Annotated in this window: 20 protein-coding genes; all 20 read left to right on the top strand. The window is 61.7% G+C overall.

Going from position 1 to position 22028, the window contains the following annotated elements; genetic code table 11:
- Positions 1–233: 233 nt before the first annotated feature.
- Positions 234–1514, top strand: coding sequence for a thiolase family protein (locus ACVOLQ_RS11610; protein WP_481528102.1), 1281 nt, complete (start codon positions 234–236; stop codon positions 1512–1514).
- A gap of 225 nt (positions 1515–1739) precedes the next feature.
- A complete protein-coding gene (grxC, locus tag ACVOLQ_RS11605) occupies positions 1740–2012 on the top strand; it encodes a glutaredoxin 3 (RefSeq protein WP_082393812.1) in 273 nt (90 codons plus the stop codon).
- A gap of 218 nt (positions 2013–2230) precedes the next feature.
- Positions 2231–2497 (top strand): hypothetical protein, encoded by a 267-nt coding sequence (locus ACVOLQ_RS11600; RefSeq protein WP_435751812.1) that lies wholly within the window; start codon positions 2231–2233, stop codon positions 2495–2497.
- A gap of 279 nt (positions 2498–2776) precedes the next feature.
- Positions 2777–3307, top strand: coding sequence for a peptide-methionine (S)-S-oxide reductase (locus tag ACVOLQ_RS11595; protein WP_435751813.1), 531 nt, complete (start codon positions 2777–2779; stop codon positions 3305–3307).
- Between the two features lie 131 nt (positions 3308–3438).
- A complete protein-coding gene (locus ACVOLQ_RS11590; protein WP_481528113.1) occupies positions 3439–4452 on the top strand; it encodes a zinc-binding alcohol dehydrogenase family protein in 1014 nt (337 codons plus the stop codon).
- A gap of 69 nt (positions 4453–4521) precedes the next feature.
- The gene (locus ACVOLQ_RS11585; protein ID WP_481528101.1) at positions 4522–4953 is read left to right on the top strand and encodes a GlcG/HbpS family heme-binding protein; all 432 of its coding nucleotides are present in this window, start codon (positions 4522–4524) and stop codon (positions 4951–4953) included.
- Positions 4954–5546: 593 nt separating this feature from the next.
- Positions 5547–7289, top strand: coding sequence for a hypothetical protein (locus ACVOLQ_RS11580; RefSeq protein ID WP_481528100.1), 1743 nt, complete (start codon positions 5547–5549; stop codon positions 7287–7289).
- 416 nt (positions 7290–7705) lie between these two features.
- A complete protein-coding gene (locus tag ACVOLQ_RS11575) occupies positions 7706–8866 on the top strand; it encodes a ComEC/Rec2 family competence protein (RefSeq protein ID WP_481528099.1) in 1161 nt (386 codons plus the stop codon).
- Between the two features lie 58 nt (positions 8867–8924).
- Positions 8925–11105 (top strand): ThiF family adenylyltransferase, encoded by a 2181-nt coding sequence (locus ACVOLQ_RS11570; RefSeq protein ID WP_481528098.1) that lies wholly within the window; start codon positions 8925–8927, stop codon positions 11103–11105.
- On the top strand, positions 11105–12166 hold the full coding sequence (locus ACVOLQ_RS11565) for a patatin-like phospholipase family protein (protein ID WP_481528097.1): 1062 nt from the start codon (positions 11105–11107) through the stop codon (positions 12164–12166). Before ACVOLQ_RS11570 ends, ACVOLQ_RS11565 begins: the two co-directional genes overlap by 1 nt.
- A 425-nt stretch (positions 12167–12591) precedes the next feature.
- Positions 12592–13650, top strand: coding sequence for a ComEC/Rec2 family competence protein (locus ACVOLQ_RS11560; protein ID WP_481528096.1), 1059 nt, complete (start codon positions 12592–12594; stop codon positions 13648–13650).
- On the top strand, positions 13647–14396 hold the full coding sequence (locus ACVOLQ_RS11555) for a hypothetical protein (protein ID WP_454259260.1): 750 nt from the start codon (positions 13647–13649) through the stop codon (positions 14394–14396). Before ACVOLQ_RS11560 ends, ACVOLQ_RS11555 begins: the two co-directional genes overlap by 4 nt.
- A 93-nt stretch (positions 14397–14489) precedes the next feature.
- The gene (locus ACVOLQ_RS11550) at positions 14490–15890 is read left to right on the top strand and encodes a phospholipase effector Tle1 domain-containing protein (RefSeq protein ID WP_481528095.1); all 1401 of its coding nucleotides are present in this window, start codon (positions 14490–14492) and stop codon (positions 15888–15890) included.
- Positions 15891–15997: 107 nt separating this feature from the next.
- A complete protein-coding gene (locus ACVOLQ_RS11545; protein WP_481528094.1) occupies positions 15998–16894 on the top strand; it encodes a ComEC/Rec2 family competence protein in 897 nt (298 codons plus the stop codon).
- Positions 16895–17123: 229 nt separating this feature from the next.
- The gene (locus ACVOLQ_RS11540) at positions 17124–17291 is read left to right on the top strand and encodes a hypothetical protein (RefSeq protein ID WP_481528093.1); all 168 of its coding nucleotides are present in this window, start codon (positions 17124–17126) and stop codon (positions 17289–17291) included.
- Positions 17288–18196 (top strand): hypothetical protein, encoded by a 909-nt coding sequence (locus ACVOLQ_RS11535; RefSeq protein WP_481528092.1) that lies wholly within the window; start codon positions 17288–17290, stop codon positions 18194–18196. Before ACVOLQ_RS11540 ends, ACVOLQ_RS11535 begins: the two co-directional genes overlap by 4 nt.
- Positions 18197–18864: 668 nt before the next feature.
- Positions 18865–19752, top strand: a complete 888-nt coding sequence (locus tag ACVOLQ_RS11530) for a hypothetical protein (protein WP_481528091.1) — start codon at positions 18865–18867, stop codon at positions 19750–19752.
- Positions 19753–19817: 65 nt separating this feature from the next.
- Positions 19818–20153: a hypothetical protein gene (locus tag ACVOLQ_RS11525; protein WP_290889879.1), complete on the top strand. Its 336-nt coding sequence runs from the start codon at positions 19818–19820 to the stop codon at positions 20151–20153.
- Between the two features lie 11 nt (positions 20154–20164).
- A complete protein-coding gene (locus ACVOLQ_RS11520) occupies positions 20165–21370 on the top strand; it encodes a PfkB family carbohydrate kinase (RefSeq protein WP_481528090.1) in 1206 nt (401 codons plus the stop codon).
- Positions 21367–21972, top strand: a complete 606-nt coding sequence (locus tag ACVOLQ_RS11515; RefSeq protein WP_481528089.1) for a 7-cyano-7-deazaguanine synthase — start codon at positions 21367–21369, stop codon at positions 21970–21972. Before ACVOLQ_RS11520 ends, ACVOLQ_RS11515 begins: the two co-directional genes overlap by 4 nt.
- Positions 21973–22028 lie beyond the last annotated feature (56 nt).

Here is a 22028-nt window from a genome sequence, read left to right as displayed (position 1 = left end):
GCTCTCTGGGTCTGGACGTCTAGCTCAGGATTCAGGCTGAAAGTTCTTGCCGATGGCAGATGCAGATTGCCGTTCCCATTTTGAAGAGGCTCAAACAGATTCTCCGGTGCTGGCAAATAAAGTTCAGATAAACGATCCCTGGACCCGTTGCACCCGCGTAAGCGCTTAGTACCTATCTAGTCGCACCTGATGCATCCAACCCCTCCGCAAGTTCAAGAACGTGGGAGACCAACATGACTCGCTTCGCCGGACCCGTTTTCGTAGCCGCTGGCCTTCGAACCCCCTTCGGCCGCGGTGGAGGGGCGTTGTCTGCCTATGACGCTGTCTCTCTGTCCGTTCCGGTTGTAAAGGCGATGGCAGCCCAGGCGGAGCCAGATTTGCTGGTCTGGGGGACCGTGATCCCAAACATGGGCTGGAGCAACATCGCCCGCGAGACCTGGCTTGACGCCAAGCTCAGTCCGACGGTACCGGCGTTCTCAGTCGTCCTGGCCTGCTCTACCAGCATGACGGCCACCTTCGCGGCGGCGGGGATGCTGGGCGGGGGGACGGAACTCACGATGGTCGGCGGGTCCGAAGTCATGAGCCGCCCTCAAATCGCCCTGACGGCAGATGCATCAAAGCGGCTCACGGATCTGTTTGCGCGCGATCCCGCGGCTGCACTTGGCGCCCTCCAGGCCCTTACCCCACGCGACTATCTGCTGCCCACCAAGGGCTGGGCCAACCGGATCACCGGCCGGACCATGGGCGACCATATGGAGGAGACGGCCAAGGCTTGGCAGGTCACACGCGAGGCGCAGGACGACTGGGCGCTCAAGAGTCACCAGCGCGCCGTGGCGGGATGGGAGCGTGGCTTCTTCGACGATCTCGTGATCCCGCTGCCGGAGCTGGCGCGCGATGCGAATCCCCGGGCTGATACGTCGCCCGAACGGCTTGCCGCACTCAAGCCGGTCTTTGATCGCGACAGCGGAAAGGGGAGCCTGACGGCGGGCAATAGCTCCCCGATCACCGATGGCGCTGCCGGCTGCTGGGTCGCCACCAAGGCCGGACTGGCCCGACTCCCCACGGGCACGCCCTACGCGCGGCTCGTGGACTACGAGGTGTCTGCGGTGGATTTCCATACCGAAGGTCTGCTCATGGCGCCGGCGTATGGGATCCCTCGCCTGCTCGCCCGGAATCGACTGAGCTTCGCCGACATCGGGCTCTGGGAGATCCACGAGGCCTTCGCGTCCCAGGTCCTGGCGAACGTGGCGGCTATTTCCGACCCGGAGTGGGTGCGCACAAAGGCCGGCGTCCAGGCGGCTATGGGCGATTTCAATTGGGACCGTGTCAATCCCAACGGAGGCTCGGTCGCCATTGGGCATCCGTTTGGCGCGACCGGCGCGCGTGACCTGAGCCAGGCGGTGAAGGAGCTCTGGGCCATGCCTCCTGGCTCGCGCGCGATCGTCAGCATTTGCGCCGACGGCGGTCAGGGCACGGTTGCACTCCTCGAGCGCCCATGGATGGGAGATCAGTAAATCGACCGCGCAAGCATGCTGACGACCGCCGACGTGCTGGCGGATAGCCCAAAGTGGTCCAACGGCTGAGGTGACATGCGAACGACCCGCTAGCGGCATCCCGGAGTGACTTTGGGTCTGCGAGCTGTGAGATGCCGTACGACGACTCCACGGCAGGTCTATGACTAACCCCCGGGTCTGGGCGCGACAGGCCCTGCCTCCACTATCGACTAAGGGATACGTACCGTGAAACCAGACGTTCTCGTGTACACCAAGAGCTGGTGCCCGTACTGCCGACGGGCCATGGAGCTGCTTAAGGAGAAAGGCGTGCAATGGAAATCGATCGATATCGGGTCGGATCCAACCCGCCGGCAGGCCATGGTCGAAGCATCGGGCCGAGGCACCGTGCCGCAGATCTTCATCAACGGCACTCATGTCGGTGGCTGCGACGACCTATTTGATCTTGATGCCGCGGGCGGACTTGACGAGCTCCTCGCGCGGCCGCCACCTCAAGACTGAGCAACTGCAGTCCGGGCCAAGCAGTTCGCAAAGACCGTTTCGGCTGTCCGCAGTGATGGGATAGTCCAAGGGGATGGGATGTCTGCCAGGAAGGCACGACTGCAATGGGCTTGGCCCCTGCCTCTCGGCTGGAGGGCTGCCCCCGGTTTACTCTGCTACAGCTGCCACGAGTTCCTAGAAGCAATGTGCGTTCTGACGATCAACACGAGTGAGCTGAGATGGAGCACACCGAGTTCGATGCCGCCTTCAAAGCGATGCGGGAGGGATACGCCGAGGGCGCGTACGAAGGCCGCCGTTTCGGCGTGACCGTTAAGCGATCCGAGGATGGTCGTCGCAACAGCCTCTTTGCAAGGGAGTTGGCGGGGACAGACATTGTCAGCTTCAATCTCTATCGGGTTGCGTCAGATCAGACGTCACTCAAGCCCTGCGAAATGTCCACCCAAAAGGTCGTGGCATTCGTGCTGGGGTTTCGTCCTGACCCCTGACGGGCGATAGGACGCCCAGGCCACGGGTCCGCATGAAGATGCCAGCGCACCACGGCGCCGCGTGCCGCCAAGGGTATAGAAGGCATAGACGTTGGTTATTGGACTTCGGACGGATATGAACCCATCGTCTAAACGTTGCCGTCGCTGGGCGGAGCGTCGCGTTCTGCCCCTGCAAGCCATAGTTCAGAAGGAATAAGCGATGACGCACAGGCGTCCTGCCGCCGGTCCGAGAAATGATCTGCGCAAAGCCACGCGTCGAATTGCACCGAGGTATGAACTGTGACCATCGCAAAGGCTGGCTTTGGCGGGGGATGCCATTGGTGCACCGAAGGCGTGTTCCAATCGTTGCGCGGCGTCAGTCAGGTTGACCAAGGATTTGTCCAATCAGACGCGCCGGCAGATACCTGGGCAGAGGGCGTAGTCGTCACCTTTGATCCGACAGTAATTCAGTTGGAAACGCTTTGCGAGGTGCACCTCAGAACGCACTCCGCGACGAGGGCGCGCTCCCCTCGAGGCAAGTACCGCAGCGCGATCTACCTCTTTGACGATCATCAGCGGCTTGAGGCCGAGCGAGCTATTGCCAGTTTCGCCGACCAGTCAGGCAAGCCCGTGCATACCCTCGTGATTCCGTTCAGAAGCTTCAAGGCGTCGGACGAGCGTTTCCAGAACTACTATCGAACCGATCCGAGCAGACCCTTCTGCCGCCTCTACATCGACCCCAAGCTGGATCTGATCCGCCAACACTTTTCGGAGTTGGCACTCCCTGGAGCGACCGCGCCGCAGGCCATTGAAGGTGGCGATGGCGCGTAGGTCCAAAGCGGGTATTCGGTGCGCGAAAGGCCATGAGTCTGAAGCGCAACCGAGGGAATAAACATGATTACTTCGAAACGCGCCACAGTTCTTCCTACTGCAATCGCACCTTAATCAAGCTGGAGACACCCATGAAAGCAGTCGGTTACAAGGTTCCGGGACCCATCGCCGAGAATGCCTCGCTGGTTGATATCGACTTGCCTCGGCCTGTCTCTGCGGGACACGACATCCTGGTCGAGGTGATGGCCGTCTCCGTCAACCCAGTTGACTACAAAGTTCGCGGCAGCTCACCGCCCGCGGATGGTGATTGGAAGGTGCTTGGATGGGATGCCGCCGGGATCGTGCGCGAGGTCGGCTCGGACGTGACGCAGTTCAAGGCCGGCGACGAGGTCTATTACGCCGGATCGATCACGCGGAGCGGCACCAACGCGCAGTTCCATCTCGTCGACGCCCGGATTGTCGGTAAAAAGCCCACGTCGCTGGACTGGGCAGAAGCGGCGGCGCTGCCGTTGACGACGTTGACGGCATGGGAGGCGATGTTCGATCGCCTGGATGTGGCGAAACGGGTTCCGGGTGCCGCCGCCGCGATCCTCATCATTGGCGGCGCCGGCGGCGTCGGCTCGATCGCCATCCAGATCGCCCGTCAACGCACGGACCTCACGGTCATCGCCACCGCCTCTCGGCCGGACACCCAGGCGTGGGTGAAGGGGCTCGGGGCACATCATGTCATCGACCATTCCCGACCCCTCGCGGCCCAGATTTCCGAGCTCGGCATTGGCGCTCCCGCTTTCGTCTTTTCGACGACGCATACCGAGAAGCATGCCGCCGACATCGCCGAACTGATCGCCCCGCAAGGACGGTTCGCACTGATCGACGACCCCAAGGTATTCGACATCATGTTGTTCAAGCGCAAGGCGGTGTCGATTCACCACGAGCTGATGTTCACAAGGTCGATCTATGGCACGCCCGACATGAGTGAGCAAGGCAAGATCCTCGATGCGATGGCCGTGCTGGTGGATGACGGCAAGATCCGAACGACGCTGACCCGGAAACTGTCGCCGATCAATGCCGCCAACCTGAAGACAGTTCACGCACTCATCGAAAGTAGTACGTCAATTGGCAAGATCGTCCTCGAAGGCTTCTGACGACTACCCCCAAATATCCTTCCAACCCAAATAGAGCCGGCCGGATCTCCCGCCGGCTAAGGAAATCAGATGGCCAAGTCCATTGCTACCGCATCGATCAACCGCGAAACCGCAGTCGCACTCATTGCGGCGGCGCTCGCCGCGGCACGCTCAATAGGTATCCCAGCTGCCGTTGCCGTCGTCGACGCCACCGGCAACCTGCGCGCGTTCGAGCGCACCGACGACGCACCGTTCCTCACCGTTGATGTTGCCATCGACAAGGCCTGGAGTTCCGCCTCGTTCGGGTACCCGACTCATATCTGGAACGACTACGTGACCAAGGATCCAAAGGTGGCGCCGCTGGCCTATCGCCCCCGGATGGTCGCTGTCGGCGGCGGCTATCCGATTCTGGAAGACGGGAAATTGATCGGCGGGATCGGCATCTCCGGAGGAAACTATCAGCAGGATCAAGATGCTTGCGTCGAGGCACTCAAGAAAATCGGTTTCCAGATACCTGCCTAATGACTGTGAGGCCATCGCCGGTGGCGATGGCCGACAGATCCGACCTTCAAAGTACCGGGGTCATGGCTCGCCATGGCGCTACGACTGCCCTTGAAATTGCTATGTCTCGCTCTTCGCAATCGATCTTCAACGTGGATGATGGTTCGCTGGCGCCCGGGCAACGCCCGGGATCGTCTGTGGGAGCGTAGGTCGTTGCGAAGGCCTCCCGACCGCCCCGTCGACGCGACGCCGCGAGCAAGTCGCTTGCCGTTGGCGGACACGGTTCGTGTTCAAGAGGACGCCCTGCGTGCGGCTGCGTTCGTCGAGGTCTTCGTCAATCCGGTGAGGGGTCAGATTCTCATGTTCGCAGCCCAGCACCCTGGCCTGACGATCTCGGATTTGGCCTCGCTCACCGGGGTAAGTCTGTCGACTGCTTCGCTGTACGTGACCCAGCTTCGCGCAAGTCACTGGCTGACCGTGGATGTGCTTGGTCGCGAAAAGCGCGTTCGCGTTGCCCTGGAGCATCGGCAAAAGTCCATCACGGTCCTACGGCAGATGGCGACTCGGTTCGCGTCTGAGGGTTAGCACGGGTGTCCCGAAGCGCGGTCGTGCAAATGAAGGAGCTGCCTGAAGGCGACGCCACCTATGAGCTGCGCTGGCTAGGCGCGCTGCAACTGGCTGACTCCCGTCAACGGCCCCTTGAGATCCATGCGCTGCTGGCGGCGGAGTCAGGTCAGAGGGTGAGACTTTGGCTGCCGCTGGACCGCATGCCCCTTCTGATGCTCGGTTCGCGGTGGCATCGCAAGGCCGCTGTGGCCGCGGCCGACGCGCCTCGGGATATCGAGCCTCTCTTGTCGATTGGCGCCACCTGGGTCTGCCCTGACTCGGCTGGCGACGTCGTGCCGGAGGACTGGCTTGGCGGGCGATTTCCCCACCCGTCCGGTGGCTGGCAGTTCTGGGCTGCGGACGGAGCGCAATACGTTCTCCCCGTCAGCGAGCTCATTCGCACGCACTACGTCTTCGACCCTCGATTGCTGCCCAGCATTCTGGGTGGGGTGAGCGAGAGCATGGCCCTGACGGGTCGCTCGCGCCAAGCCTGGCATCCCGATCAGTGCCGGTGGATGGATGGGCCGGGCGGCACCGCCCAGTTCCGGATCTCGCGCTTCATGAGCAATGAAGGCGCCTTTCGGCTGGCCAGACTATGGTTCTCAGAGCCGGGACGGCGCGGGCTCTCCTTGCTGTTCCACGCCTTCCGCCGATTGCGCGTCACCGGTTCGTCGCCCGCACCTGGCTCCCAGCGTACCGGCCTACCCCGGGTGGAGATTCCGTACGCCGGGACGGCGAAGTGGAAGGTGATTACCCGCGAGCTGCCGGGTGCGCCGGGAGGGCCACGGCGCTACCTCATCGTCGCGTTGACCCAGCACAGCGCCCAGCCGCCCTGGCGGGAGCTGGTAATTGACGATGGCATTGTGCGCCGCAAGCCGGCAGGCACCGAGGACCCGGGCGCGGCCGTCTCCCCGCCTTCGTCCGGCGTCCCCTTTCGGCTCGAGCCGATTCCCAAGCCGAACGTGACGGTCGCGACCTCAGCCACCGATGGTCGCTACAACCCGCTGCGCGCCAGAGACGTCCAGACCCTCGATCTGGAGGCCGATGCCTTCAGGTCCACCCGCAAGACCGCCAGCGAAGTCGGCCCGGGCGCCGCCGACCCGCGACGGCCTGGGTTTCGGCCGGTCGACAGTGGTGGGACCGATGTTCCCGGCAGCCACGCGGCCAACATTCCCGTGGTCCTGCCCGGAAATCAGATGTCTCCCCTCCCTGGGGACTACGCCGTCCCGTTCGGCCGCGATCTGCGCCCCGTCTTCGAAAAGGTCCTGACACACCTGCAGGACACGGTCGATCCCCGCTGCGTGGGGCGCTTTCTCCCCTCCCGGGAGAAAGCCCATCGTTTTGAACTCAAGGCCACCAGCGCGAAGACACCCCAACGGCCCGCCACCACGCCGGATCGGCGCATCAAACCCAGGCAGCTGCTCATCTTCGAGCTGAGGTGCCGGGACAAATGGCTGTATCTGATCGAGCCTACGCGGCGAAGCCGCAGCGAACGATTCCCCATCGGAATCGTCTATCGCACCGACTGGGTGGGCTTCCTGACTGGGGACATCGTGGACGTCGCGAGCGCCTTCGAATTCGCGATCCGGACCCGGCGCGGCTGGATCAATCATCTCTGTGAATTCCACTCTGTGCTTCGTGCCATTGGCGTTGACCATCCCCCTGCCGACCTCGGATGGGATGCCCGAGAGCCTGGTCTCGTCGACAGGCTGGTGGGAGCCATCGCCGGAGCGATCCAAGAGGACGACTAAACCTGATGACGGGCAACGCCCGCTACGGGCCGGCAGCGGCGTCCTCACGGGCGTGATCTGCCCGCTTGCGGTGCCGCTCTACTCCCCAGGAAATAAACGAGGTCATGCGAAGCAGAAGCCACGAGAGCATCAACAGCCCATTGTTATGGACGGCGTCACCGGTGAGTAAGCGATGGCTATACAGATTACGAAGGCTCAAACCGGCCTCCTCGGTCAGCCGTTGGGATTGAAGGCAGCAACCTCTCGGCGCCGGGAGTAGGGAGCACGCCCCTTGAAACGCGAATTGGGCATCCCCAAGCGATTGGGTGTCACCCCAGGCCAACGCCCCACCCCTTGGGGACGGCTGTCTCAGGCGGTGCGACGTCCGTGGGTTACCGTCATTCTGCAATTCGCCGACTCGGCCCCGGGAGGGCCCCATGAGCAGCAAACATCAGGTCATCTTCTACCCCGTCGGCAACGGCGATACCACCCAGATCGTGCTCGCCCTCGGGCGGCGCATCCTTTTCGACTTCTGCCACCGCTACAAGGCGGAGGACGAGGCAACGCCGGAGATTGATCTCAACAAACGACTCAAGGCCGACCTTGCTGCGGTCGATCGCGACTACTTCGACGTCGTTGCGTTCACCCATGCCGACGCCGACCACATCAGCGGCAGCACCGAGTTCTTCGAGTTGCAGCATGCCGCGCGATACCAAGGCGACGGGCGCATCAAGATCCGGCAGCTCTGGGTGCCGGCGGCGATGCTGTTGGAGGAAGCTACCCGGGAGCAGCAATCCGAAGAGTTCGTGCTCCTGCGACAGGAAGCCCGCCATCGCCTGCTCGAGGGACGCGACATCCTGGTGTTCTCCAAGCCCCAGGCGCTGATGGACTGGCTGGAGCCGCTGCTCAGGGCCCGGGGCGAGTCGCCCTCGGCACGCGACCACCTGTTCGTCGATGCCGGCACGCTGGTCCCGGGTTTCTCGCTCGCCGTGGACGAGGTTGAATTCTTCTGCCACTCGCCCTTCATCAAGCATTGCGACGACGGCGACATCATCCGCAACTCTGCCGCGCTCGTGTTCAACGTGCGCTTTGAGGTGGACGGCGCGTACTACGACTATCTCGAGGTGGGCGACGCCGAGTACGGCGATATGGAAGAGATCATCGAAATCAGCCGATACCACGGCAATGAAGACCGGCTTGAATGGGACCTCTTCAACATCCCCCACCACTGCAGCTACCGGGCCCTGGCGGACGAGAAAGGCGATCAGGAAACCACGCCGACGCCGCTGGTAAAGGACTTGTTGCGCAAGGGACGGGCCGATTCTTACATTGTCAGCTGCAGCAAGCCGGTGCCTGACATCGCCGAGTCGTACCACCAGACGCAGCCCCCTCACATCCAGGCGCGCAAGGCGTACGAGCGCTACCTGCGCGAAGTTGGCGGGCGTTCCTTCCTGGTGACCATGGAAGAGCCGAACGCCTACAAGCCGCAGCCCATCGTTTTTGACATCGAACGCGGCGGCATCACTTGGCAACGCGCTACGACGCTTGGCGCCGCCGCAATCATCGCCTCGCGGCCGCCGCGCGCAGGTCGCGGCTGAAGTGGAGTTCTACACGCTGGACCTAGGTAAGGTACTCGCGGGTCCGGAAGCTCTGACCTTGGCACGCGCCATCGCCCTCCAGGAAGCGATGTTGCGCCACCGCGACTTCGTACCCGTAGGCTGGTTGCGGTTCCCGCCTAAGGACCGCGTGGCCCGCGAGGCCGTGCTTGTCGACGTCCAGACCCACGGCGTGCCAAAGCACAATGCGTACGGCCTGAAGTTCCAGGAGCGACTCGCGATCGTGGTCACCGACGAACCTGGCGCGCTTCCCATGGTGTACGCATTGCGCAAGGGGTTTCCGCGCCTTGCGCACCAGCACCAGGAGCCGCAGGGCTCCCCCGCGCAGCTGTGTCTGTACTTTGAACCCCCGGAGACCGTGCTGCGCACGTGGACGCCGCAGCAGTTCCTCCGCCGCATCCAGTGGTGGATGGAAAAGAACGCACGCGGCGAACTGCACTTGGCGGACCAGCCGCTTGACCGTCTGTTTTTCACCTCGAAGTACGAGCTGGTGTTGCCGTGGAACTTCGATGCACTTGTCAGCCAGGGCACGAAGTTCATGCTGGTTCGTGCCGCCAGCCGGCCCGACGGCGGCGACACCCTGCGCCTGACCCCCAAGACTTCCGAAGCGCGTGCGACCGGCCTGCTGGTGGATCTCACCTTGTCGCCGATCGTCGGCGGCGCCGTCGAGTTGAATCCGGCTACGCTCGGTCAACTTGAGGACTTGGTCGTGATGCGCGGGGCATCGCTGCTTTCGGCGTTGACACCTCAGCTCCAAGCCTTGGTCGATGCGCAGGGGGTCGTCACTCCCACCGAGAACGCATTCACCGTCATCTTGCTCCATGTTCCTTTGTGCCGCGAGGAAGGTGCCGCTCCAGAGCGCATCGATCATCGCGCATTCGTGCTGACGGAGGATGCGCTGGAAATCGGCCTAGCCACCGGAGCGTTGATGCGCCACGAGGGCAAGATCTTCAGCGCCATCGGTGTTCTCGGCCAACAGCCGCCAACGACCTGGCGTGACCTGCTCGTGCAGCCCCTGGAGGTCCTCAACGAGAACACGCCCCACCTTGCCCGCGCCCAGTCTGGCTTGGCCTCCAACGACGATCCCTCGGGCGTACTCGTCGGTGCGGGATCGCTGGGAAGCGCGCTCGCGATGCTGTGGGGCCGCGCGGGATACGGCCTGTGGACGGTCGTAGATAAGGATCACATTCGTCCTCACAACTTGTCGCGTCATACCGCGGAAGCAGATCAAATCGGCCAATCGAAGGCCGCGGCCGTCGCCCTGTTGCAGGCGTGGGCCGACCATGGAGCCGGTCCGATGACTTCGCTGGTGGCGAGCGCCAGCGATCCGCAGCGCAAGGACGTCCTTGGGGCCCTGCGGACGGCCGACTGGGTCGTCGATGCATCGGCGTCGCTGGATTACCCCCGGTACGCGAGCACCCTGGAAGGTGTGGCGCGACATGTGTCTGCCTTCTTCACGCCCAGCGCCGGCAGCGCGATTGCCTTGGTAGAAGATGTGGCGAGATCGATCCGCTTGCGAACCCTTGAGGCGCAGTACTACCGCGCCATCATTCAAAGCGACTGGGGTCGCGAGCATCTGGGAGGCCACCTCGGTGCATTCTGGAGCGGCGCGGGGTGTCGTGATATATCCATGGTGCTGCCCTATTCGCGGGTGATGCTCATGGCAAGCCTACTGGCCGACGATCTGCCCCGCTTCAGGGCGCAAGAGGGCGCGGCGATCCGGGTTTGGAACCGCCGGGCGGATGGCGGCGTGGACGTCCACGACGTCCCGACCTTCCAGGAGCGATCGTTTGAGGTCGGAGACCTGCAGGTTTATCTGGATGCCGGCCTGGAGCAGGAACTTCGCACTTTGCGCATTGGTGCCCTACCGAACGAGACTGGCGGGGTACTGCTGGGCTACTACGACTTCACCGTCCGGGCGCTGGTCCTGGTGGCCGCGCTTCCGGCGCCGGCCGACAGCACCAGTACGGCAGGATCGTTCGAACGTGGTGTCGACGGTCTGAAGGAGGCCGTCGGGGAGGCATCGCGCCGCACAGCCGGGGTCGTCGGGTATGTCGGTGAATGGCACAGCCACCCTCGGGGCCACTCGGCGGCGCCCAGCTCGGACGACGTGTACCAACTGATCCACCTGGCATTGGGCATGGATGCAGATGGCCTGCCCGGGGTGCAGCTGATCGTCGGCGAGAACGACATCCGGGTGCTCTCGGGAGCCGTCGGCTAATGCGGTGGCCTCCGACGAAAGACATCGCCCTCGTGCTCTCTGGCGGAGGGATCCGCGCCATGGCCTTTCACCTCGGCGTGCTGCGTCGCATGGCAGAGCAGGGCCTCCTCGAGCGCGTCTCGCATCTGTCGAGCGTGTCTGGCGGCAGCCTCATCGTCGGCCTGGTGCTGTTGGAGAACGACCTCAAATGGCCGAGCTCGCAGGCGTTTCTCGATGAGATTCTGCCTAGGTTGCGAGTCAGTCTCTCTCGACGAAGCTTGCAGTGGGGCGCCCTCCGGCAATTGGTCCGACCGCGGAACTGGCGCTTCATCGCCTCGCGCGCCAACCTGCTCGCGGCGGCGCTAAAGCACGAGTGGGGCGCCAAGATGCCCCTAGGGGACCTGCCCGCATGCCCGGAATGGTCCATCAACGGCACCAATGCCGAGAATGGTCGTCGATTCCGCTTTAAACGCCATGATCTCGGCGACTATCTCACCGGCTACGCGGATGCGCGGCGCTATCCGTTCGCGGACGCGATGGCGGTTTCCGCGGCGTTCCCGGGCGGCTTCGGCCCGCTGAGTATTGAGACGAGCAAGTTCACCTGGAACAAGCGCGAATGGGATGCCCCGAAGGGGAGCGAAGCCCCGGTGCCACCGCTCTTTCAAACGATCCATCTATACGACGGCGGGGTCTACGACAACCTCGGCCTTGAGCCGTACTTCGATGCCGGACGTAACGCCGCCAAGGTGGAAGACCTTTACATCCTGGTCTCCGATGCCGGGCTTCCCCTTGGTAGCAATGCCCTCGGCCGCGCAATCAATCCTTTCCGTCTCAAGCGCGTGGCCGACATCATGTCTGACCAAGCTCGCGCACTGCGGGTGCGAACGTTCGTAAATTACATACAGCAAGCCCCCGAGCGAGGGGGCTTCGTATTCATTGGCTGCCAAGTACAGGGGATGGACGCGGCCCTGGCGGATCGCGCCAAGGCCTTCCCCACGACGCTTCGTCGCCTCAACTTGACGGAGTTCGACGACTTGGTGCGCCACGGCGCAGAAGCCGCCGAAAACGGCCTGGGGGCTTAGTGGGCTGGGGCGGAATAACCACTGCGTGCCTGCACGGACGAACATCCGACACAGGTGCGCACAGGACTGGAAAGTCTAGTCCCGGGGTCGGACACGTGGGAACCGAGGATCGCAACCATTGCTGCGACCGGCCTACTGCCTAACCCGGGGTGACACTTGAGGGATTCCCCAACTGTTCGTTGGATTGGCCCCGATAGCCTGCTCTAAAGGACAAACCTGGGATTCAGGGAGGAACCGATTTGCTTCCGAATTAGCAGATAGGCGGCAAGTGGAACTCACATGGCCGGAATTGCCGCGGAAGCCGTAACTTGAAAGTGGGAGGTCACAGACCCGAAGCTCCGCAGCAGTTGTGCCTAAAGTCGATGCCTGAGCTGCGCACACAACTGACGCACGGACTGATTGAACCATCGAAGCAGGGGAAAGGGATGGACTTTGAGATTGACTTCTTGCCCGTAGGGGAAGGGTCTGGGGATGCCATCGTAATTAGGTACGGCGAGGCTGGTACCGGATATTGGCTACATGTTGTCGATGGCGGTAGCACAAAAACTGCTCAGACAATCATCAATCACATAGACACGTACTATCCAGGCTATCGCATCAACCACATGGTGCTTTCGCATGCGGACAACGATCACGCAGCTGGCCTGGTGGGGGTGATGGAGAGGTTTGAAGTCGAGCATTTGTGGATGAACCGACCATGGCTCTACGCTGACCAGATTCTTCACCATTTCCACGGAAACTTCACGCTCCAAGGGCTGATTGACGACATCAAAGAGCGGCATCCATACCTGGTTGAAATTGAGACGCTAGCAACTCGCAAGGGCACCGTCATTCACGAAGTGTTTCAGGGGCAAGTGATCGGAGCGTTCACAGTCCTTTCGCCGACCAAGGACCGCTATGTCAACTCGATACCAGATTTCGGGAAGACACCGGACAGATACACAACCGAAGCGACGGCTTCACTCTCCGTGCCACTGCTTAAGTCCTTGCTCGCCCAAGCCAAGAGAGTTCTTGAGACCTGGGACATTGAAACACTTGCGAACAACTCGGTGACAAGTGCATCCAACGAAAGTAGCGTTGTGCAGTACTCCGCGCTCGATGGAGATGCTGTCCTGCTAACGGCCGACGTCGGCCCCTTGGGGTTAACGGAAGCCGCCGATTACGGTCATCAGCTTGGCCTCGCTAGGCCAGTATTCGTGCAGGTCCCACACCATGGAAGCAGGCGCAACGTTACCCCTTCTGTCCTGGATCGGTGGCTCGGACCAAAGCGGACCAAGGGGACAATCATCGGGTCCGCAATTTGCTCAGTGGGGTCAAGCAAGACTGAATATCCCCGAGCTCAAGTCACAAACGCATTCATGCGGCGAGGATTCGCGGTTTTCTCGACTCGAGAAAAATGGCTGTCATGGTCAAAAGGCGGCGGCCATGCTGGTGCAGTTCCGGCAACTGCGGAACCCTTCGCTGATGAAGTGGAAGCGCCTTGATGGAGCCAACTAAGTTCTTTGACGCGTACTCCATCCGTGCACGGCTTTTCCCGGCCGTCATCGCGGCAGCTCCGGCGCTTGCAGCCATTGCATTGCTGGTTTCATGGAGCACACTTGGATTATCTAACGCCATCGCGTCTATTGGCATGCTTGCGCTCATGTTCGCGATCGCGGACCTTTCGCGCGCACGCGGCCGAAAGCTCGAGCGCCGACTATATGCTGACCATGGCGGCCTGCCATCGATCACCATGTTTCGGAGAAGTGACAAAACCATAGATTCTGGTTTGAAGGATCGGTACCGAACATTCTTGGCCGACCAGCTCGGGGTACAAGCGCCCGATGCAGAGGTTGAGCTGCTGGATAAGTCGGCCGCAGATGGCTTCTACGATCAGTGTGGGGCGTGGCTCCGCCAGAACACTCGCGATTCGAAGCGGTTCTCCATCCTATTCGCGGAAAACATTACGTATGGGTTTCGCAGGAATCTTCTTGGCGTCAAAACTATCGCGCTATGGCTAAACGCCATCGTCGTCGGCGTTTGCCTGCTGTTTCTCTGGCGATTGGGATTCGATACAGCTGGCCCTGTAGGTAGCAGGGTGGGCTTGGTTTTGATCGTTGCGGTCGCACACGCTGGCTATATGCTTCTTGCCGTCACACGAGGGGCTGTCTGGGATGCTTCTCAAGCTTATGGCCGGGAACTGATACTTAGCTGCGAGTCCTTTCTTGCTCAACCTAAGGATGCACGTTAGGCGAGTTGATAACGATCTCGTGCAGGCCAAATCATTCGTTACGTCAGCACGCGCACACGCTGTATTGATACTGCGTTTGTGGAGGTCCATTTCATGCCAAAGAACATCTTGATTTTTGCGGATGGTACCGGACAAGCCGGCGGAGTCCGTCCGGACCAGCAACTGAGCAACATCTACAAGCTGTATCGCGCTACTCGTGTGGGGCCGGACAGTCCAATTGACCCCGCCGAACAGGTGGCGTTCTACGACCCGGGGCTCGGTACAGCCATGGCGGGTGGCGATATTCGCCTGAGCCTGTGGCAGAGGCTGAAATCGATTGCAGGTTTGGCCGTAGGACTCGGCTTCAGCAGCAACGTTATCGAATGCTATGAGGCCATCCTGAAGCGATATGAGCCTGGAGACAGGATTTTTCTTTTCGGATTCAGCCGAGGCGGCTACACCGTGCGCTCTCTGGCAAATGTACTCAATCTGTGTGGCGTACCGACGACAGACGGGCAAGGGAGGCCGCTGCCTCGAGCAGGGCGGAAGCTTCGCGCAATAGCCAAGGAGGCCGTCGTACGCGTATATGAGCATGGCGCCGGAAGACCGCGGAATAAGTATGAGGCCCAGCGAGAGGCATTGGCGCATCGCTTCCGCCTGAAGTACCAGGCTGGAGAGAACTCCGCCCGAGGCGACGTGTATCCGGAGTTCATCGGCGTGTTTGATGCGGTTGCGGCACTCGGGTTGCCTTGGCCGGCACGGATTGCCTTGGGATCTGCAGGCATGATCGCGATGGCCGTTGTCACAGCCGCCCTCAGCTGGATCAGCTCTGCGTGGTTGGAGTGGAACTTCGAGGCTGTCTTTGGCGCTCTTCTGGGTGCCGGCTTGCTCGGCGTAGCGTTTACCTACATCCACTCCACAATCCGATGGCTGCCATCAGACGTCCATGGAATGGGCTCTCGTTGGCATTTTGCGTTGTGGAACTCGGATAACTACGATCGATTCCTCGATCCTCGAATACCGCAAGTCCGACACGCCTTGGCGATCGATGAGACGCGGTCGCAGTTCGGGCGCGTGACGTGGGGCGGAACGCTCAATAGGCAACAAGCTGAAGAGAAGAGGTTCAAGCAACGATGGTTTGCCGGCAATCACTCTGACGTCGGCGGAAGCTATCCGGAGGACGAGTCGCGGCTGTCGGATGTTGCGCTGATGTGGATGGCTAGCGAGGCAGTAGCACTGACTCATCCGCTACTGGTCGATTGGAGCAAGCTCCATCTGCACCCAGATCCGCACGGCACCCAGCACTCCGAGATATTTTCCCAGCAGCAAGGTCCTTGGTGGGCGCGAATAGTTCCCTGGCCCAACGAGCCTCGCCAGATCAACCCCGAGGCAGAACTGGATCCGTCGGTATATGAGCGTTTTAATGCCACCTGCATACTAGATTGCGATCGAAAGATCCCCTATCGCCCGGAAGCGTTGCGCCATCATCTCAGCGTGCAGCACTACTACCCATAGCCGGCAGCAGCACAGGCAGAACAGTGCTGGCCATGGACTTGTCTATACATTGCATCTTGACCAAAAAGTGACCCGATGAAGAAGTCGTTGGCGCCAAGGAGATTCGAGTGAGCGTAATAAAGAGCTTTGCCGTGGGTAATGGGGACATGTTCTACATCATCCATGGGTCAGACAACTTTACGGTCATCGACTGTGACCTTAGTGACCAGAACGCTGCGACGATTATTGATGAGATCAAGACTCAGTCTGCAAGCAAAGGTATCTATCGCTTCATCTGTACGCATCCGGATGAGGACCATTTCGGCGGCCTTCATTTACTTGATGACGCCTGGCCGATACGGAACTTCTACGTGGTAAAAAATCAAGCGGTCAAGGACACAGATACGAAATCCTTCAAGCGCTATTGCCAACTGCGCGACGACGCCAAGAAGGCCTTCTATATTTCGAAGGGATGCGTGCGCAAGTGGATGAATCAAGGTGACGATTCAAGGGGGTCGTCAGGGATCAGTGTGCTCTGGCCGGATCTTGACAATGCTTGGTTCAAAGAGGCGCTTGCGGCCTGTGACGCGGGCGAAAGCTACAACAACACCTCGGCAGTGCTTCGATACTCCATCGGCAATACCAGTGTGATGTGGCTGGGCGACCTGGAGACTGAGTTCATGGAGGACATTACCGAGGACATCGATCTAAAGAAGACAACTGTCGTCTTCGCTGCTCATCATGGGCGTGACTCGGGAAAGATTCCGCATTCGTGGCTTGAAAAGCTCGATCCGCAGATAATCATTCTCGGAGAAGCTCCGTCGCGCCACCTCAATTACTACACTGGCTATCAGACCATTACACAGAATTCGGCCGGTGATATCACTATGGAATGCGATGCCGATCAGATCCACTTCTTCGTGAGCAATCCCAACTATGAAGGACCCGAGCTCGACGATCGGAAGGTCGATGGTCCCGATAACTATTTGGGGAGCCTCACGGCTGAGACCAAGTACACGCTGTGAACCCGACGTCCCGCGGCCCGCGGGCAGGTGACGCGGATGCTGGACGTCCGGCCCCACCTAAGGGTGACCATGTGCTTCCCGTCCGAGAGCCGAATTCTAGCCGCTCTATCTCTACTCCCCAGCGCAAATATGTCTGGTCGAAAGGGGGGAGGTAGCGCCGTTCCAGCAGGCTGCGGCGTAACACTCCAGCCGCCGTCCGTGCCAACACCGCGCCCCCCGAGGAGCCACCATGGCCCGCCTTACGCTTCAAGAGAAAATTGACACGGTCACTCGGCTGCACACCGTCCATGAGTCCCTGGGCGAAGTGGATCCGGACGTGATCCAGCTCCAGCATGATGTCGATGAGCTGCTAGCGCGAGGACTCTGGCTGCTGTCTACGGAAGCTAATGGCCCGTGACGACGAACGAGGGCTCTCGTAAGGATCAGCGCCCGCCACACCGGGATTGGCATGGGTCACACCAGGAGTGGGGCTATCGACCCCAGGCATTCCGTTGGGAAGGCCATAAACTGGTCGGCATCAACTTCATTCCGCTGGCGCGGGAGATGCGGGCTTGGCTGAAGCAGGAAGGTCAACTGCCGCTGCTGTCGAATGCGGACGTCACGACCAAAGGCGGGTACACCAACCCCTTCACGTTTAGCGGCGGGTCGATAGCCCTGATCCTAGCCCGGGTTGTGAACGCCTACTATGATTACTGCACGGTGCCCTCGGCGCAGGACGACCCGATCGATGCCGAAATCGAGCGGCTCAGGCTGTACAACGAGGTGGTCCTCTACACCGCACGAATGTGCGAAACCACGATCAAGCAGCTGCTCTACTGCACCCAGTTTCCCGAATCTAGATACATGAAGAAGGCACTGGGACAACTGCTGGAGGCGCCTTGCACCACGTGCAAAAAAGAGAACGGTAAGAAGCCGCACTTGATCTCCCTGGTAGGCTCACTGGCGCACCCCTTCCATCTGTGCCTAGAGTTCGATCATTGCGCCATGGACCACATGGCGCTCGTCAACACGTTGAGGAACTCACAGGCCGCGCATTCGGGTATTCAAACCTTGAACATCCGATCCGCTGATGCGTCCAAGGCGGACCTTCGTGAGGGTTGCGACGAGGTTATGCAGGGATTCATCCACATGCTGTCGCACTTGGAAAAGGTCGAGGAGGCGATGTTGGACGACCTGGCAAAAAAGGGGGCGGCGATAGAACTCCTGCGGCGCAACGGTCTTCCCGCGGAGGAGGCCAACTTTCGCCTGATGCCTGGCGAACCCTTCCACCATGATGCCAGGGCAGAACCACCTCCGCCCTAGGACCGCGTGCTGGCAGCCGGCGATCTGCCGTGGTCAGCTCATTCGTCCCGCCCGGCTCGGCGATTGCTCAATGGGGCAAGGAACAACTGGATCGCTGCGAGTTCGTCTACTGTCTGATGTTTCTCCTTAACTATGCGTTCCAACTCTGCTCGGAGCCAGTTCGTATCGAAGAGGTCGAAGTTGTTGCCGACGTGCGCAACTCCTCATGTGAATGCCTTGCCACCCGGGCCGTTCCCAGATTGACTGGAAAAGTACAGGGTTGCGGCAGCGCCCACCCGTAGGGGCGCGAAGCCGGCAATGGGGTCCTCAAAACTGCTTGAGAACTCTTCAACTAATCTGATCCCGGGCACATGCATTCTGAGCGCTCAGTGAATACGACGGACACCCAGGAGCGCAGCATGGCGGCAACGCTAGTCACCCACGACCTCACCCCCCCCTGGCAGAGGCATGCGGATCTCCTGGAGTTCCTGAAGAAGAACTTTGGCTGGGCCTGACTTTCGGAATCGCCCTATGCCATCTCGACCAACAAGACGCAGGCGCAGGGGTGCGCGCAACTTTGGACTGCGCCACCACCGTCCCGTCGTGCGGTCGCTAATCTTCGAGCGTCCGGGCGGTGCTCGAACTGCCGTTGACCTGGAAAGGCCCTAACCAATTTGCGAGGACGTGGGATGGAAGTAGCAACATCGTCGGTGCGCTCAAGGCTTTCGGCATCCCTTCGCGCGTGGTGGGAAACCGCATCGCGACCGCTGCGCATCTTTACCGTCGGTGGGAGCACGGTGGGGGTCTCAGCACTCCTGATCCAGGTCTCGGGCCCGGACCGGCTGATCTTTGGGCTGATGGCCGCGGGCGGGATTATGTTGACGGCAGCGTTCCTGCTCGACCTCTACCACGCGGCGCTACGTGCCTGGGAGTGGCCGCTGGGCAAGATCGTCGGCACCTTGGGCGCGACCATGGTTGTTGCGGTCTCCATGGCGCTAGCTTCTGTGACGGTGAAAGAAGCGACAGGCATTGATCCCGAGCACCTGAGTTATGCCGTCACTTTCCTGGCGCCATTGATGGCTGGGTTCCTGCTTACCGCGGGAACCATGCTGGTGGTCGTGGGCGTGTTCGTTTGGTTTGTCATCGAGAGCGTTTGGGGCGTACTGCGCTGGCGGTTTGGCTCGGGAACCGACGCCAAACCGGTGAACACGGACAAGGTGCTCATCCGCCTGGTCGGTGTCTTTGCGTTGGCGCTGACCACCGCAGTTATTTTCGACATCGGCCAGCACTCCTACAACGGGGTGTTGACCACGACCGCCCGCCGCTTCACGTACCATTTTGAAATGTATCCCAACGATGCCTGCGCCTTCGGTGGCGAGCGCGTCCGTCGTCTCACGGACGACATGGTTGCGGTCGGCCGGAGCACGGATCAGGGGTTGGTGTTTGAGCAGCGACCCTGTGCGTTGGGAGAGACCGCCCAAGGCACCTTGGGCCGGGAGTCGGCTGGAACCGACCCTGCGCCCGAGGCGGCGACGAACCCGCCCGATGGCCGCGTCGACGGTGATGAGGCGTTGTAACTGAGAAGTGCCCCGGGCCGCCCTCGATGGGTGGGCGGGCCTAGGCTCATTTGGAGGAAGTCGACATGACGGGATCGAGCGGGAGTGGTTACGGGGGCGGATTTCGCGACACGGCCGTGGCCTGCGACGCCTTGGTGATCGAAACACAGATCAGCTCGCCCAAGGCCGACGTGATCAAGGATCTGGTCCGGGGCGCCATCCTCAACGTCGCATTGGCCCAAGTCGGTGGCGTCAGCACGGTGGTGCTCACACACCAGGGCCAGGTGGCCGGCGGCATCGCCGATCCGAGCGTCCAGCGGCTGCGCGAATGCCTGACACAGGGCACCCAGTACACCGCGACCGTGCGCACCGTGAACGGCGGCTTGGTGACGGTGCGCATCGCCCCGGTCCCGGGCACCTGAGCGCGCTTCCGGTGATCGAGGTCGTCGGCGGCGTCTACCGCGAGCTTTGCATGCACCCCCGCTGGGACCGCTACCTGGGTTCCGCGGGCCGAGGCGCCAGCGTCATCGCCGCACTGGGCGGGGAGACACGACTGCATTGCTGCCTGTGTGACCTGTCTGGTCCCATCATCGAAGGCGCCGCAGCCCTCGAGGGGTTCGAGTTGCGGGCCACGGCCGTAGCCGATGTCGCCGGATTCCACTACACCCATTGGCTCTCCAGGCCCGTTATCCACCGGCCTCCCACGCCGCCACCAACACTCCTGGTGGAGGCCGAGCGGGTCCTGCAGTTCGGTATGCTGGAGACGCAGGCCACGGTGCACGCCAAACAGGTTGTCTACGACCCGCAGAACGTCGAGCACCCGGAATCGTTCCGTGCCTCGGGCTCCACCGCCGAGCGTCTTGCCTTGGTGATCAATCGCCACGAGGCAACGGCGCTGCTGGGGCGTGCCGATACCCCGGAGCGAATGGCCGAGGCCTTGGCCCAGCAAGAGAATGCCGAGGTGGTGGTGATCAAGCGCGGCCCCTTGGGGGCCTTGGTGTGGGATCAGGGGCGGGTTCACCATGTTCCGGCCTACGACACGCTGGGCGTGTGGAAGATCGGCAGCGGCGACGTGTTCGCGGCGACGTTCGCTCACGCCTGGATGGCATTGGGGCTGGACCCCGTCGGCGCCGCGGACCAAGCCTCTCGTGCCACGGCCTACTACTGTGAGAACCGCATCTTTGCGACGGCCCCCACGCTGGCCAAGTTCAGCCCGATGGCGCTGACGGCATCCGAACGGTTCCGAGACGGGTGGCGACCGACCGTGTACCTTGCCGGCCCGTTCTTCACCCTCGCCCAGCTCTGGGTGGTGACCCAAGCGCGTGAGGCGCTGCAGCAGATGGGCCTGAAGGTGTTCTCGCCGTACCACGACGTCGGCCACGGCTCGGCGGAAGACGTGGTCGACAAGGATCTTCAGGCGATCAAGGACTGCGACCTGGTGTTGGCCATCGTGGATGGCCTGGATGCGGGCACGCTGTACGAGATCGGTTACGCCCGGGCCCTCGACCGGCCCGTCGTTGTGTACTGCGAGCAGGAGAAGCGCGAGGACCTGAAGATGATGGAAGGTTCGGCGTGTCACCTAGTCGCCGATTTCACGTCCGCCATCTATCGCACGGTCTGGGTGGGAGCGGCGTTGTGACGCAAGCGCTGCTTCTCTCGGGAGGTATGGACTCCATTTCTGTGGCGTGGTGGCTTCGGCCCGCTCTGGCGTTGACGATCGACTACGGCCAACTCGCCGCGGCCGCGGAGATCCAGGCCGCGCGGGCGGTCTGTCTCCAACTGGAGATACCCCACGAGGTCATCACCGTGGATTGCCGTGCCCTGGGTTCGGGCGATATGGCCGGACAGCCCGCCGATGAATTGGCCCCGGCCAGCGACTGGTGGCCCTACCGCAACCAGTTGCTGATCACCCTGGCCGGCATGCGCGCGGTATCGCGCGGCGCCGAAGCGTTGCTCGTGGGCGCCGTGGCCTCTGACGGTACACATCAAGACGGCACTCCCGCTTTTATGGCGGCCATGGATCAGGTCATGCGGGTGCAAGAGGGCGGACTGACCGTGCGCGCACCAGCCATCGGCCTGACCACTGTGGAGCTGGTGCGGCAATCGGGCATTCCACGCTCGCTGCTCGCTTGGGCGCACAGCTGTCATCGCTCGCACGTTGCCTGCGGCCAGTGCCGCGGTTGCAACAAGTACTTCGAGGTATGGCGGGAGCTCGGCGATGACGTGGACTCCACTGCCTGAGCCGCGGCCACGGCCGCAGGTCCAGCCTTACACGCCGTATGTGTGGCCCCATGGCA

The organism is Stenotrophomonas sp. STEN031, assembly GCF_056759975.1.
The sequence above is the reverse complement of the archived record's forward strand: the minus strand, read 5'-3'. Positions and strand labels throughout refer to the sequence as shown.